The following is a 14,263-nucleotide window of genomic DNA, read 5'->3' as shown; positions in this document are numbered from 1 at the left end:
CTTCATAGCATTGTCCTTTTTCTTATATTTCCATAATGATTGGTAAAATCATTGGACGGCGTTTCGTTTTCTCATATAGGAATGGAGCTAATGTGTCTGTAATTTCATTTTTAATTTCAGACCATTGTGTTGTTTTACGCTCCATTACTTTTTCTAAATGAGTTGTAATTAATGTTTGTGCATCATTGATTAAATCGCTGCTTTCACGCATGTAAACGAAACCGCGTGAGATGATATCAGGTCCTGCTGCAACTTTAAATTCTTTCATATCAATGCTTACAACTACAATTACAAGTCCTTCTTCAGAAAGGATACGACGATCTCGTAATACGATATTGCCGATATCCCCAATACCGTTTCCATCAATGTAGACCGAACCAGATGGGATTTTTCCAGCTACGCTAGCTTCATCAGAACGTAAAGCAAGAACATCGCCATTATCCATAATGAAGCAATTTTCTTCAGGGATACCACAATCATTTGCTATGTTCATGTGCATACGCTGCATACGATATTCACCATGAATTGGCATGAAGTACTTCGGTTTAATTAGACGTAACATTAACTTTTGTTCTTCTTGTCCACCGTGTCCACTTGTATGGATATTTGAAAGTTTCCCGTGAATTACATCAGCGCCAGCGCGGTACAACATGTTAATTGTACGACTTACGCTAATTGTATTTCCTGGAATTGGTGAAGAAGAGAAAACAACTGTATCTCCAGGAATAATTTGAATTTGGCGGTGTGTACCGTTTGCAATACGTGAAAGTGCTGCCATCGGTTCACCTTGACTACCTGTACATAAAATAACAACTTTATTAGCTGGTAAGCGGTTTAGTTGAGATGCATCTATGAATGTATCTTTCGGGCAACGAATATAACCAAGGTTTTGTCCGATTTCAATCGCTGCTTCCATACTTCGACCAAACACAGCTACTTTACGGTTGTTTTCAACAGCAGCTTCAATAACTTGTTGTAAGCGGTGAATATTTGATGCAAAGGTTGCGAATATAATCCGTCCGTCTACTTTACGGAAAATGTCTTGAATGCTATCACCAACGCGACGCTCAGACATAGTAAAGTTTGGAACTTCACTGTTCGTACTATCAGATAATAGACATAGCACGCCATCTTTACCGATTTCAGCCATTTTTGTTAAATCAGCTGGTTCACCAACTGGTGTGAAATCAAATTTGAAATCACCTGTATGAACAACTTGACCTTGAGGTGTTTTCACAACAACGCCGTACGAATCTGGAATACTGTGAGTTGTACGGAAGAAGGATACAGACGTTTTTTTGAATTTAATAACGTCATCTTCTTGAATTTCGTAAAGTTTTGCTTTACGAAGTAAGCCGTGTTCTTCTAATTTGTTTTTGATGAGTGCAATTGCTAATTTTCCGCCGTAAATCGGGATGTTCACTTGACGTAATAGGTAAGGGATTCCGCCGATATGATCTTCGTGACCATGTGTAATGAATAACCCTTTAATTTTATCTTCGTTTCGCACAAAATAAGTGTAGTCTGGTATTACATAATCGATTCCGAGAAGTTCGTCCTCTGGAAATTTAATTCCAGCATCAATTATAATAATTTCATCTTGAAATTGAACAGCGTATGTATTTTTACCGATTTCACCAAGCCCACCGAGAGCAAATACAGCAACTTGGTCGTTTTTTAGAAATTTCATATCGCTATACGATTTCCGCTAATGTTAAATCAGCGTTTTCTTTTTCATATTCAAGATGAGCGCCAGTAACAGACTGAACAAACTCGATATTATATGCGAACTTATTTAATTTTGTACGAACATCCTTTTCAGACGTAGCCTCTAAATATAAAACTTTTGTATTTTCACGTACTGGAACCTCAGTTAATTTTTCTTGATAAAATACTTTAAAAATCATTTGGAAAACCTCTCCTTGTCTATGTTTTGCATTATCTGTTACTTATTATAAAGCAAACAGTCACGATTTTCATGTTTTTTCGAATGAGAATGAAGAAAAAGCCCGAAATGGGCACAATTTAAGCGATTGTCTTTTTACGGACTAGACCGTTTAAATAACGCTTGAGCTTTTTCTTCAGCTTCTTCAGCATGATTACTCCTTCCTTTCCTTATTTTAAACATGCATATTACTAGTGAAAATTCTATCTCTGATATAAGAGATAGGACAAAAGTGAATGGTGAGTCTTGTCCTTTCCCATACAGTGAAAGTTATTCTATAGTAACGATTAGTAGCCGTTAGTTATAGGTATAGTATGAGGAAGAATGGAAAAGAAAATTCATCCGAACAAGTATCCACATGTTTTACTAATATATATATGCAAAGTTTACAAATAAGGTCAGAAAGGGAACGCTTTCTTCACAGATGTTTAATATGTTATACTTTTTTTTAGAATTTGAAAAGTGATATTCAAAATAGGAATATAGAGTACCAGAAAGGATTTTGACAAATGAATGATAAAATTGTCTTTTTTGATATTGATGGAACATTATTAGATCATGATAAAAAAATTCCACAATCTACACGAGATGCAGTAAAACAGTTACAAGAAAAAGGTGTACATGTAGCAATTGCGACAGGGCGCGCGCCATTTATGTTCGAAGATATTCGTAAGGAACTTGATATACATAATTATGTTAGTTTTAATGGACAATACGTTGTCTTTGAAGATGAGGTAATATTTAATAATCCGTTACATCCAGATTCTTTACATAAGTTTACTCAGTTTGCAAAACAAGAAGGATATCCACTTGTATATCTTGACCATCAAGATATGAGAGCATCAGTGGAATATCATGATTATGTGAAAGAAGGCTTTGGAAGCTTAAACTTTGAGCATCCACCATATGAGCCTAATTTTTATGAGGAACGTAATATTTATCAAACACTACTTTTTTGTGAAGTAAATGAAGAGGAAAAGTTTATTAATCATTATCCAGATTTTCATTTTATTCGTTGGCATGCATATTCAATGGATATCATTCCGAATGGTGGTTCTAAGGCAAAAGGAATTGAGAAATACATTGAAAAGTTAGGTTTTAATCGTGATCAAGTGTATGCATTTGGAGATGGTTTAAATGATTTAGAAATGATCGAAGCCGTTGGCACAGGTATTGTGATGGGAAATGGCCATGAAGACTTGAAAAAGCTTGCAAATCATGTGACAAAGGATGTTAGTGAAGACGGTATATATCATGGACTAAAGTGGGCTGGATTGCTATAAGTGAATATGGAACCCATTTCATAATAAAGAGGCGGAAGATTAACTTCCGCCTCTTTATTATTATCGCTCTAGAGGTTTGGAATCATCAGGAGCGGCAAAAGGATTTTCTTTATTGATATGGTCATAGAACATAACGCCATTTAAATGGTCAATCTCGTGTTGGAATACGATTGCTGGTAAACCTTTTAAACGTAATTTTACTTCTTCCCCGTTAATAGAAGTTGCTTTTACTGTAATTCTTGTATAACGAGGAACATAACCAGGTACTTCGCGGTCTACAGATAGACAGCCTTCACCGCCCTGTAAATATGTACGTTCAACAGAATGGCTAATGATTTTTGGATTGAATAATGCATGGCTATATAATGTACCGTCCGCATCGGTTACATGAACTGCAATCATTTTTTTTGAAACACCGATTTGCGGAGCCGCTAATCCGATTCCAGGGCGTAAACTATATTTTTCAGCCATTTCAGGATCTTGGCTATTTATTACAAATTCAATCATTTCTTTTAGGGTAGTTGTATCTTTTTCGCTTGCCGGTAATGAAACATCTTCTGCAACGTTGCGCAAAATAGGATCTCCTTCGCGAATAACATCTTTCATTGTAAGCATATGTAATCTCTCCTTTCCTCTTTAGTCTACCAAAGGAGATGGAAAAAGTCATCGGCAAGAAAGGGAAGGTATTTTGGAAATCGTTCTATTATAGAGTATTTATGTATGTGATAAACAGAAAAAGACGGCAAAGCCGTCTTTTTCTTTCCATAGTTGTTTCGTTTTACATTAGCGAATGCAAGCAGCACCAACGATAATTAAAAGAATAAACAACACAACGATTAAGGCGAAGCCGCGTCCAGACCCGCCACAAGAACCGCCATAACCGTAGGAAGGATATGAACAAGTTGGATAGCAATATGAGTATCCGTACATGAGATGACCTCCTTTATCATTTCCCGCTAATACTGCGGTTACTATAATGTATGGAAGAGAGGGTAGAAATGTATAGGTATTTACCTAAAAAAGGAAGGATAGTTTGTATATTTTTGTTACGAAGAGAGAAAAACTAAAGAGAATTAAATCGTTTACATATTATTCTAAGAGAAAAAATAAGTGAAAAAGGGAATAATATAACAGTAGGTCAATGCTTACTAATACAGATGTAAAAAATAAAAACACGTTTGTGTAGTAGAAACCTGCATATTATTTATAAAAAAACGTATTCAAAGTAATTGACATCGTAATTAGAATAGTTGTAAACTAAAAAACGTGATCAAGATTGTATTAATATGTTTCTGAAAAAACATTAGTACAGATTGTTAGGTACACAAAATTATTCTCAACCGACAGATAAACATGTTGGTTTACATCGTTGCGCTTTTTAAACTGGAAAATAGCCAGTGAAAGCGTTTCAGAATATGGTTCAAGAGAGGAAGAGGTGAACGGAATGGGTACTAAAACAAAAAAGACCCTATTTAATGTTGATGAGCAAATGAAAGCTATCGCAGCTCAATTTGAAACATTACAAATTTTAAATGAAAACGGTGAAGTTGTGAATGAAGCAGCTATGCCTGAATTATCTGATGATCAATTAAAAGAATTAATGCGTCGTATGGTGTATACTCGCGTATTAGATCAACGTTCTATTTCTTTAAACCGTCAAGGACGTTTAGGTTTCTACGCACCTACAGCTGGACAAGAAGCTTCTCAATTAGCGAGTCATTTCGCACTTGAAGCAGAAGACTTCATCTTACCAGGATACCGTGATGTACCACAATTAGTATGGCACGGACTTCCATTATATCAAGCATTCTTATTCTCTCGTGGACACTTCATGGGTAACCAAATGCCTGAGAATGTAAATGCATTAGCTCCACAAATCATTATCGGTGCGCAAATCATCCAAACTGCTGGTGTTGCGTTAGGTATGAAACTACGTGGTAAAAAATCTGTTGCAATTACTTACACTGGTGACGGTGGTGCTTCACAAGGTGACTTCTACGAAGGTATGAACTTTGCAGGTGCATTCAAAGCTCCAGCAATCTTCGTTGTTCAAAACAACCGTTATGCAATCTCTACTCCAGTAGAAAAGCAATCTGCAGCTAAAACTGTAGCACAAAAAGCAGTAGCAGCAGGTATTTACGGAATTCAAGTAGACGGTATGGATCCATTAGCTGTATACGCAGCAACTGCTTTCGCTCGTGAGCGCGCAGTAAATGGCGAAGGTCCTACTTTAATCGAGACTTTAACATTCCGTTACGGTCCACATACAATGGCTGGTGATGACCCAACTCGTTACCGTACAAAAGATATCGAAAACGAATGGGAACAAAAAGACCCAATCGTACGCTTCCGTAAGTTCTTAGAAGCTAAAGGCCTATGGTCTCAAGAAGTTGAAGAGACAGTAATCGAAGAAGCAAAAGAAGATATCAAACAAGCAATTGCTAAGGCTGACCAAGCTCCAAAACAAAAAGTAACTGATTTAATGGAAATCATGTACGAAAAAATGCCTTACAACTTAGCTGAACAATATGAAATCTACAAAGAAAAGGAGTCGAAGTAAGCCATGGCTCAAATGACAATGATTCAAGCAATCACTGATGCTTTACGCGTTGAAATGAAAAATGATCCTAACGTACTTGTATTTGGTGAAGACGTTGGTGTAAACGGCGGTGTATTCCGTGCTACTGAAGGTTTACAAGCTGAATTTGGTGAAGATCGTGTAATGGATACTCCACTTGCAGAGTCTGGTATTGGTGGACTTGCAGTTGGTCTTGCACTTGAAGGATTCCGTCCAGTTCCAGAAATCCAATTCTTCGGTTTCGTTTTTGAAGTAATGGATTCAATTTCTGGTCAATTGGCTCGTATGCGTTACCGTTCTGGTGGACGTTGGACTGCTCCAGTAACAGTTCGTTCTCCATTCGGTGGTGGTGTTCATACTCCTGAACTACATGCTGATAGCTTAGAAGGATTAGTGGCTCAACAACCTGGTCTAAAAGTTGTTATTCCATCTACTCCATACGATGCTAAAGGTCTTTTAATCTCTGCGATTCGTGACAACGATCCAGTTATCTACTTAGAGCATATGAAATTGTACCGTTCATTCCGTCAAGATGTACCAGAAGGCGAATACACAATTGATTTAGGTAAAGCTGATATCAAACGTGAAGGTACAGATGTATCTGTTATCGCTTACGGTGCTATGGTTCACGCTGCATTAAAAGCTGCTGAAGAACTTGAAAAAGAAGGTATCTCTTTAGAGGTTGTTGACTTACGTACAGTTCAACCATTAGATATCGAAACAATCATCGCTTCTGTTGAAAAAACAGGTCGCGTAGTTGTAGTTCAAGAAGCTCAAAAACAAGCTGGTATTGCAGCTAACGTTGTAGCGGAAATTAACGACCGTGCAATCTTAAACTTAGAAGCTCCAGTTGTACGTGTTGCAGCTGCTGATACAGTATTCCCATTCTCTCAAGCAGAGAGCGTATGGTTACCAAACCACAAGGATATTGTTGAAGCTGTAAACAAAGTAATGAACTTCTAATTTTTAGTTTTTCATGTGCAAAAGAAATCAGCACATGCTGGTTTCTTTTGTACATATTCCATAATAATGAAATGAATCAGGGGGCTGAATTCCGTGGCATTTGAATTTAAACTACCAGATATCGGTGAAGGTATCCACGAAGGTGAAATCGTAAAATGGTTTATTAAACCAGGCGATGAAGTAAATGAAGACGATGTACTTCTTGAAGTACAAAATGATAAAGCAGTAGTAGAAATCCCTTCTCCTGTTAAAGGTAAAGTACTTGAAGTACTTGTAGAAGAAGGAACAGTTGCAATCGTAGGAGATACATTAATTAAATTTGATGCTCCTGGATACGAAAACCTTAAATTTAAAGGTGACGATCATGATGAAGCTCCAAAAGCTGAAGAAGCAGCAGTAGAAGCTCCAGCAGCGGAAGCTACTCCAGCAGCAACTGCAGAAGTAGTAAATGAACGCGTAATCGCTATGCCATCTGTTCGTAAATACGCTCGTGAAAAAGGTGTAGACATTCATAAAGTAGCTGGTACTGGTAAGAACGGCCGTATCGTAAAAGCTGACATCGATGCATTTGCAAATGGTGGACAAACTGTAGCAGCAACTGAGGCTCCAGCAGCAGTAGAAGCTACTCCAGCAGCAGCGAAAGAAGAAGCACCAAAAGCACAACCAATTCCAGCTGGTGAATATCCAGAAACTCGTGAGAAAATGAGTGGTATCCGTAAAGCGATTGCGAAAGCAATGGTTAACTCTAAACACACAGCTCCTCACGTAACATTAATGGATGAAGTTGATGTAACTGAGCTTGTTGCTCACCGTAAGAAGTTCAAAGCAGTAGCAGCTGACAAAGGTATTAAATTAACTTACCTTCCATACGTTGTTAAAGCTTTAACATCTGCATTACGTGAATACCCAATGTTAAACACTTCTTTAGACGATGCATCTCAAGAAGTAGTTCATAAACATTACTTCAACATCGGTATCGCAGCTGATACAGACAAAGGTCTATTAGTACCAGTTGTTAAAGATACAGATCGTAAGTCTATCTTCACTATTTCTAACGAGATCAACGATCTTGCTGGTAAAGCACGTGAAGGTCGTCTAGCTCCAACTGAAATGAAAGGTGCTTCTTGCACAATTACAAACATTGGTTCTGCAGGTGGACAATGGTTCACTCCAGTTATCAATCACCCAGAAGTAGCAATCCTTGGTATCGGCCGTATCGCTGAAAAACCAGTTGTGAAAAATGGCGAGATCGTTGCAGCTCCAGTATTAGCATTATCTCTAAGCTTTGACCATCGTTTAATTGACGGCGCAACAGCTCAAAAAGCGTTAAACCAAATTAAACGTCTATTGAATGACCCACAATTATTAGTAATGGAGGCGTAATAACAATGGTAGTAGGAGATTTCCCAATTGAATTAGATACAGTCGTTGTTGGTGCAGGTCCTGGTGGATACGTTGCGGCAATTCGTGCAGCACAATTAGGTCAAAAGGTAGCAATTATTGAAAAAGCTAACCTTGGTGGCGTATGCTTAAACGTTGGATGTATTCCTTCAAAAGCGTTAATCAATGCAGGTCATCGTTATGAGAATGCAATGCATTCTGATGACATGGGTATCACTGCAGAGAACGTAAAAGTTGACTTTACAAAAGTTCAAGAATGGAAAAACGGCGTAGTTAAGAAATTAACTGGCGGTGTTGAAGGCCTTCTTAAAGGTAACAAAGTTGAAATCATTCGCGGTGAAGCTTACTTCGTAGATGCTAACACATTACGCGTTATGACTGAAGATGCAGCTCAAACTTATACGTTTAAAAATGCTGTTCTTGCAACTGGTTCTACACCAATCGAAATTCCAGGATTCAAATACTCTAAACGTGTTATCAACTCTACAGGTGCTTTAAGCTTACCTGAAATTCCTAAAAAACTTGTTGTAATCGGCGGCGGTTACATCGGTATGGAATTAGGTACTGCATATGCTAACTTCGGTACAGAAGTTACTGTAGTAGAAGCTGGCGACGAAATCTTAGCTGGTTTCGAAAAAGCTATGAGCTCTGTTGTTAAACGTGCTCTACAGAAAAAAGGTAACGTAAATATCCATACAAAAGCTATGGCTAAAGGCGTTGAAGAAACAGAAACTGGCGTAAAAGTTAGCTTTGAAGTTAAAGGTGAAATCCAAACTGTAGAAGCAGATTACGTATTAGTAACTGTAGGTCGTCGTCCAAACACTCAAGAAATCGGTCTTGAGCAAGTTGGAGTTAAAATGACTGACCGCGGCATCATCGAAATCGATGAGCAATGTCGTACAAATGTACCAAACATCTATGCAATCGGTGATATCGTTCCTGGACCACCATTAGCTCACAAAGCTTCTTACGAAGGTAAAGTAGCTGTAGAAGCAATTAGTGGCCATGCATCAGCTATCGATTACATCGGAATTCCTGCAGTATGCTTCACTGATCCAGAATTAGCATCTGTTGGTTACACTAAAAAACAAGCTGAAGAAGCTGGAATGACTGTAACTGTATCTAAGTTCCCATTCGCTGCTAACGGTCGTGCATTATCATTAAACAGCACTGACGGTTTCCTACAACTTGTAACACGTAAAGAAGATGGTCTTCTTGTAGGTGCTCAAGTTGCAGGTGCAGGTGCTTCTGATATTATCTCTGAGATTGGTTTAGCTATCGAAGCTGGAATGACAGCTGAAGATATCGCTCAAACAATCCATGCTCACCCAACATTAGGTGAAATCACAATGGAAGCAGCTGAAGTTGCTCTTGGAATGCCAATTCACATTGTAAAATAATTTAAGTAATGTAAATAGCCCCTCTCTTATTGTAAGAGAGGGGCTATTTTTATTTTCATCAAATGACTTGCAAGGTCTTTAAACGTACTTGTCGAATGAATATATAATACTTTAACAAATGATTTAGGCGTAACTTACTTCAAAGGTAATATATATCATCCTATAATATGTAATTGATTCAAACTTAACCCCATATATTAATAAAATAGAGCATGTCAAAGGAGAAGGTTCCATGAAAATATTACATGTTATATTTTATCATTTACTACTATGGAGTGGCTTTTCCACTGTATTAACATTATCGAATGGTGATAAGTTTCATTATAAAGTTATTCTTTTTTTCGTATTCCTGTATTTAGCCTATGTAATAGCATATTTTGTATTACACGTAAGAAAGCAAGCTTTATTTCTTACATGTTCGAATTGTATACTATTTTTAATCATATTATCTATTTTTTAAATTAACGTTTATAAAAATACATTGTTCTTCCATTAAATAATTGTAACTCTCCTTCTAATTTCTTCGCTAAAAAACGGCAAAATTCATTCGCTTTCCCTTTGTCACCATATGTTGCATTAGGTGGTAAAGAAACTTGGATGAAAGATTGTTCATTTTCTATACCAACACCAATATAAATTGAGTCATACCGGTCGTGATTGGATTGAAGTTTTAATGTTGTTGTAGATGTATCTAAAATTTCATAAGGAAAAGCGGTATTTGTATACGTGTAATTAATTTGGGCCCCAGTTTTAGAAGTAACTGTTTTATAATAATGAAAAAGTTGTTTTATATCATCTACTGAAACAGATTGTTGATTGGATTTAGGTACAAGCGTAATAAAGGCATGTTGCATATAACTTCCCCCCTAACTTAGTAGAATACTATCATTCTACATCCTACTGAATTTTTTGACAATTAAAAGGAGTATTACATGTTTTGTTTAATATACTAGTAATGAAACGTGATGTAGAAAGGTGGAAACCAATGTTTGAAAAATTGTATGATGAGCATGAAAGTGTGAAGGTACGATTTTTAGGGTTTATGACACATGATACACGTTATGATTTTGGTGTTATTTATACAAATATGTTTTTTGGAAAGCCGCTCATTGTTTGTATGCAAACAGGAAGGTCTACTTTACTCGGACGAGATGATGTAGAGAATGTTCAATATATACAGGAGATTTTTAAATTAGGATCAGAAGAGGAAGCGAAGGAGTTAGCTCAGTTTTTCAAATTTCTTGTTCCGTCAACTTCTTTACATGCGGAATATGAAGAATAATTAGTGTGAAACAGTCGTACTTATAAATATGGCTGTTTTTTTATTTGAATATCGCATACTAATTTAAATTTAAAATATTTAATGTGTTATACTAAAAACCTATTGACGTAAAAAGTATAACATATTAAAATAAAGACAGAAAGTTAAGCGGTTACAAAAAGTTTTTGGGATTATAAACTTAGGGGGAAATGAAAAATGGGAACAATCGTATGTCAAGATTGTGAAGGTACAATTGCACACTTCGAAGATGAGAAAGTAACGGTACTTTACGGGAAATGTGGATCTTGCGGATGTGATCACACAGAGCATACAAAAGCCCAATAATTGATAGGAAATGGACAGCTAAAAGTTTTTAGGACCATAAACTTAGGGGGAAATGAAAAATGGGAACAATCGTATGCCAAGTATGTGAAGGAACAATCGGACATTTTGAAGATGAGAAAACGACGGTACTTTACGGAAAATGTGGAACAAATTGTGACTGTGCTAGAAAAGATAATGCGAAAGCTTAATGATAAATAAATAGATTACTATTAAAACTCAGGGGGAAATGAAAATGGGAACAATCGTATGCCAAGTATGTGAAGGAACAATTGGACATTTTGAAGATGAAAAATCAACAGTACTATACGGGAAATGTGGATCTCATTGCGAATGTGACCATAAAGAACATACAAAAGCTTAATAATAAGAAAAAGCGCCTACATGTGTAGGCGCTTTTTTAATAAATTGTAGTTGTATGGCCAACTGTTGCAACGATTGCATCATCTCTAATTGGAATAAAGCTTATGGATGTCTGTGGTGTACTAGAAGAAGCGTATTGGCTCATTATACGGCTATCGATACGGGTAATAGTATCGGTCAAGAAAGCTGAAATAAAAGCGTAAGGGACTCGTCGTTCATTTAATGAATAAATAATTTCTTCTTTTGTTTTTACACCTACGCCATGTCCGTAAAAAAAGAAATTTCCTAAATAGATTGTGTTTTCTCCTTGCCACTCAATCGTAGCTGGATTCACTTGTGGGTTTTTAAAGTAAACGAGGTCACCTGGAACAAGATCGCCACCGGTTTTTGTTATGAGCCTTAGATCTTGATCGTAGTCCCATGTATAAAGTAAAAGGTTTGCAAATAGACGATTGAAAGTTTCTTCCTCATACAATGATAATAAAGCTTTATAAAAAATAATGATCATAGCGGTTGCACATTCAGTTCCATATAGTTTTCCGTTTTTGAAAATATCTTGTATGGCAATAGAAGGTGGTATGTTTGGAAGAAGCTCGAATCCTCCAAGGGATGTTCTTTTCCAATACTGGGGGTTGCAAAAGGATTGTTGAAATGTGCGAAACTGAAATCCACTTTGAAAAAGTTCTAGTGCAGAGATAATAATATTAACTCGTAAATTGAGATCAAAGCTGAGTTCATCAGCTGTTCGGAAGGAATAAACTTCTTGATTTCCTGCCATTATTGATAAAATTTGTTGTTTCTCTGCTGCAAATGGCTCATATTCATTTGTAATATAAGGATGTACAATAGAACGGCCTATTACAATCATAATAGTATCCCCACCTATACGTTACATTCTTTAGTATCGTATGAAGAATAGGAAAAAAGGTGAAAAAAAAGCCTATCAACTGATAGGCTTGTACTCTTTAATAACACGTAATGTTTGTAATGTCATATCTTCAGGACCTTGTACAGGTAAACCTGCTTCTAAGTTTTTACGAATATACTCTAAGTTTTCTTGTGTAATAATTTCCCCCGGAGTAAAGATTGGAATCCCTGGCGGATAAACCATAACAAAATCAGCTATAATACGACCCGCTGCATTTTCAAATGGAATGACTTCTGTTTCCGAATAAAAAGCATCTCGAGGAGAAAGTGCTAGCACTGGAATTTCTGGAATCTCTACTTGTACTTGAACACCTTTATCTGCCCTATTTCTAAATGTTGCTGCTAAATCTTGTAATGCTGCAATAAGTGTATTTGTATCACTTTCTGTATCTCCCAAAGTGATAAGACATAGTATGTTGTATAAATCTGAGAGTTCTACTTCAATGTTATATTTCTCTCTAAGCCATACTTCAGCTTGGTGGCCGGTAATACCTAAATCTTTTACAGATACAATTATCTTTGTAGGATCATAGTTAAAGGTAGCATCTGTACCTAACATTTCTTTTCCAGGACAGTAAAGATGCTCAATAGAATTTATAGCATCACGAACATGTTCAGCTAATTGTATTGTTTGTTCTATGAGTGCTGTTCCTTCTGTGGCAAGACGTTTTCTGGCAACATCAAGTGATGCTAACAAGATGTAAGAAGTTGATGTAGTCGTAAGCATGCTAATAATAGATTGGACATGCTTTACATTCACCAAGCCTTCTTTCACATTAAGAATAGAACTTTGAGTTAAAGAGCCTCCTAATTTGTGGACACTTGTTGCTGCCATGTCTGCACCAGCTTGCATCGCCGACATCGGCAATTTATCGTGAAAATGAATATGAACACCATGAGCCTCGTCGACTAGTACAGGGATGTCATAAGAATGTGCTAATTGTACAATCTGTTCTAAGTCTGCAGCAAACCCAAAGTACGTTGGATTAATAACAAGTAAGCCCTTTGCATCTGAGTGCTCTTCAAGTGCTTTTTTGACAGATTGAATTGTGATTCCATGAGAAATACCGAGCTTCGGATCGATTTCAGGATGCATGAAAATCGGTTTTGCACCTGAGAAAATAATAGCTGACATTACTGATTTATGCACGTTTCGTGGTACTAGGATTTTGTCACCAGGACCGCAAACGCTCATCACCATTGTCATAATAGCGCCACTTGTACCTTGAATAGAAAAGAAAGTATGATCTGCACCGAATGCAGCGGCTGCTAAATCCTGTGCTTCTTTAATCATACCTTTTGGATGATGTAAATCATCGAGTGGCGCAATATTAATTAAGTCAATTGCTAATGCATTATGCCCAATAAATTCGCGAAATGTAGGATCCATGCCCTGTCCTTTTTTATGACCAGGAATATGGAATTGAATTGGATTTCGCTTACTGTGCTCAACTAAAGCGGTAAACAATGGTGTTTCGTATTGGGACAATCTATACACCCCTTCTTCTTCATAATATTTAGTATAATTTGTTTTATATAATCCTGCTCTAAAAAAGGTAAGTCTTTTTTTAGAATGAGGCTTGTTTTTCTGCCATTCAAAAAATCGTTTTTGAGATGGTAGCTTCACTTTATTTTCTATAAAACAAAAGCATTATATCACCAATAATTATAGATGTATAGAAAAAAATGTTTTTAAGGTGAGTATGTTTAATAGTTAGCCTCAACTAATGAATAGAGGAAGACAATTCCATTAAAATGAATAAATAGTGTATAATGCAGAGTGGCTATAATGAATAATAA

General features: G+C 36.6%; 17 protein-coding genes. 10 read left to right on the top strand and 7 right to left on the bottom strand.

The features are described from left to right. Positions 1 to 22 precede the first annotated feature (22 nt). Both rnjA and DOS87_RS22105 read right to left on the bottom strand, forming a co-directional pair. Positions 23 to 1,690, bottom strand: coding sequence for a ribonuclease J1 (gene rnjA, locus DOS87_RS22110; protein WP_000670375.1), 1,668 nt, complete (start codon positions 1,688 to 1,690; stop codon positions 23 to 25). Between the two features lie 4 nt (positions 1,691 to 1,694). Continuing rightward, positions 1,695 to 1,907 carry a DNA-dependent RNA polymerase subunit epsilon gene (locus DOS87_RS22105; protein ID WP_000576435.1) on the bottom strand — a complete coding sequence of 71 codons (213 nt, stop codon included), beginning with the start codon at positions 1,905 to 1,907 and terminating at the stop codon, positions 1,695 to 1,697. A 547-nt stretch (positions 1,908 to 2,454) separates the two neighbouring features. On the opposite strand from DOS87_RS22105, the gene DOS87_RS22100 reads away from it, so the two are divergent. After that, the gene (locus tag DOS87_RS22100; protein ID WP_000998271.1) at positions 2,455 to 3,228 is read left to right on the top strand and encodes a Cof-type HAD-IIB family hydrolase; all 774 of its coding nucleotides are present in this window, start codon (positions 2,455 to 2,457) and stop codon (positions 3,226 to 3,228) included. A gap of 60 nt (positions 3,229 to 3,288) precedes the next feature. On the opposite strand, the gene def is transcribed toward DOS87_RS22100, so the two are convergent. Together def and DOS87_RS22090 are read right to left on the bottom strand one after the other, a co-directional pair. Continuing rightward, positions 3,289 to 3,843 carry a peptide deformylase gene (gene def, locus DOS87_RS22095; RefSeq protein WP_000957043.1) on the bottom strand — a complete coding sequence of 185 codons (555 nt, stop codon included), beginning with the start codon at positions 3,841 to 3,843 and terminating at the stop codon, positions 3,289 to 3,291. Positions 3,844 to 4,011: 168 nt separating this feature from the next. Then, a complete protein-coding gene (locus DOS87_RS22090) occupies positions 4,012 to 4,158 on the bottom strand; it encodes a YjcZ family sporulation protein (protein ID WP_000274562.1) in 147 nt (48 codons plus the stop codon). Positions 4,159 to 4,672: 514 nt separating this feature from the next. Here DOS87_RS22090 and pdhA point away from each other — a divergent pair. The 5 genes from pdhA to DOS87_RS22065 all read left to right on the top strand — a co-directional run bounded on the left by pdhA (position 4,673) and on the right by DOS87_RS22065 (position 10,030). Beyond that, a complete protein-coding gene (gene pdhA, locus DOS87_RS22085) occupies positions 4,673 to 5,788 on the top strand; it encodes a pyruvate dehydrogenase E1 component subunit alpha (RefSeq protein WP_000536895.1) in 1,116 nt (371 codons plus the stop codon). A gap of 3 nt (positions 5,789 to 5,791) precedes the next feature. Continuing rightward, positions 5,792 to 6,769, top strand: a complete 978-nt coding sequence (gene pdhB / locus DOS87_RS22080; RefSeq protein ID WP_000068163.1) for a pyruvate dehydrogenase complex E1 component subunit beta — start codon at positions 5,792 to 5,794, stop codon at positions 6,767 to 6,769. 93 nt (positions 6,770 to 6,862) lie between these two features. Then, positions 6,863 to 8,152, top strand: a complete 1,290-nt coding sequence (pdhC, locus tag DOS87_RS22075) for a pyruvate dehydrogenase complex dihydrolipoyllysine-residue acetyltransferase (RefSeq protein WP_000863420.1) — start codon at positions 6,863 to 6,865, stop codon at positions 8,150 to 8,152. 5 nt (positions 8,153 to 8,157) lie between these two features. Beyond that, positions 8,158 to 9,570: a dihydrolipoyl dehydrogenase gene (gene lpdA, locus DOS87_RS22070; protein ID WP_000260104.1), complete on the top strand. Its 1,413-nt coding sequence runs from the start codon at positions 8,158 to 8,160 to the stop codon at positions 9,568 to 9,570. A gap of 232 nt (positions 9,571 to 9,802) precedes the next feature. Then, positions 9,803 to 10,030 (top strand): hypothetical protein, encoded by a 228-nt coding sequence (locus tag DOS87_RS22065; RefSeq protein ID WP_000697469.1) that lies wholly within the window; start codon positions 9,803 to 9,805, stop codon positions 10,028 to 10,030. Between the two features lies 1 nt (position 10,031). Here DOS87_RS22065 and DOS87_RS22060 read toward each other — a convergent pair whose 3' ends face one another. Then, a complete protein-coding gene (locus DOS87_RS22060; protein ID WP_001163316.1) occupies positions 10,032 to 10,424 on the bottom strand; it encodes a DUF1885 family protein in 393 nt (130 codons plus the stop codon). A gap of 131 nt (positions 10,425 to 10,555) precedes the next feature. Here DOS87_RS22060 and DOS87_RS22055 point away from each other — a divergent pair, with 131 nt between their 5' ends. The 4 genes from DOS87_RS22055 (at position 10,556) to DOS87_RS22040 (ending at position 11,537) form a co-directional block, all read left to right on the top strand. Beyond that, a complete protein-coding gene (locus DOS87_RS22055) occupies positions 10,556 to 10,852 on the top strand; it encodes a DUF3055 domain-containing protein (protein ID WP_000462038.1) in 297 nt (98 codons plus the stop codon). A 195-nt stretch (positions 10,853 to 11,047) separates the two neighbouring features. Beyond that, positions 11,048 to 11,176: a GapA-binding peptide SR1P gene (locus DOS87_RS22050; RefSeq protein WP_000536778.1), complete on the top strand. Its 129-nt coding sequence runs from the start codon at positions 11,048 to 11,050 to the stop codon at positions 11,174 to 11,176. A gap of 59 nt (positions 11,177 to 11,235) precedes the next feature. Then, positions 11,236 to 11,364: a GapA-binding peptide SR1P gene (locus DOS87_RS22045; RefSeq protein ID WP_000536803.1), complete on the top strand. Its 129-nt coding sequence runs from the start codon at positions 11,236 to 11,238 to the stop codon at positions 11,362 to 11,364. A 44-nt stretch (positions 11,365 to 11,408) separates the two neighbouring features. Continuing rightward, on the top strand, positions 11,409 to 11,537 hold the full coding sequence (locus DOS87_RS22040) for a GapA-binding peptide SR1P (protein WP_000536796.1): 129 nt from the start codon (positions 11,409 to 11,411) through the stop codon (positions 11,535 to 11,537). A gap of 36 nt (positions 11,538 to 11,573) precedes the next feature. On the opposite strand, the gene DOS87_RS22035 is transcribed toward DOS87_RS22040, so the two are convergent. Both DOS87_RS22035 and speA read right to left on the bottom strand, forming a co-directional pair. After that, on the bottom strand, positions 11,574 to 12,404 hold the full coding sequence (locus DOS87_RS22035) for a protein-glutamine gamma-glutamyltransferase (RefSeq protein ID WP_000635339.1): 831 nt from the start codon (positions 12,402 to 12,404) through the stop codon (positions 11,574 to 11,576). Between the two features lie 75 nt (positions 12,405 to 12,479). Beyond that, on the bottom strand, positions 12,480 to 13,952 hold the full coding sequence (speA, locus tag DOS87_RS22030; protein WP_000084903.1) for an arginine decarboxylase: 1,473 nt from the start codon (positions 13,950 to 13,952) through the stop codon (positions 12,480 to 12,482). Positions 13,953 to 14,263 lie beyond the last annotated feature (311 nt).

This window comes from Bacillus sp. CR71, from assembly GCF_003429245.1.
GTDB classification, from domain to species: Bacteria; Bacillota; Bacilli; order Bacillales; family Bacillaceae_G; genus Bacillus_A; species Bacillus_A thuringiensis_S.
Note: the sequence above shows the minus strand (reverse complement) of the source record. Positions and strands in the feature narration are given on the sequence as shown.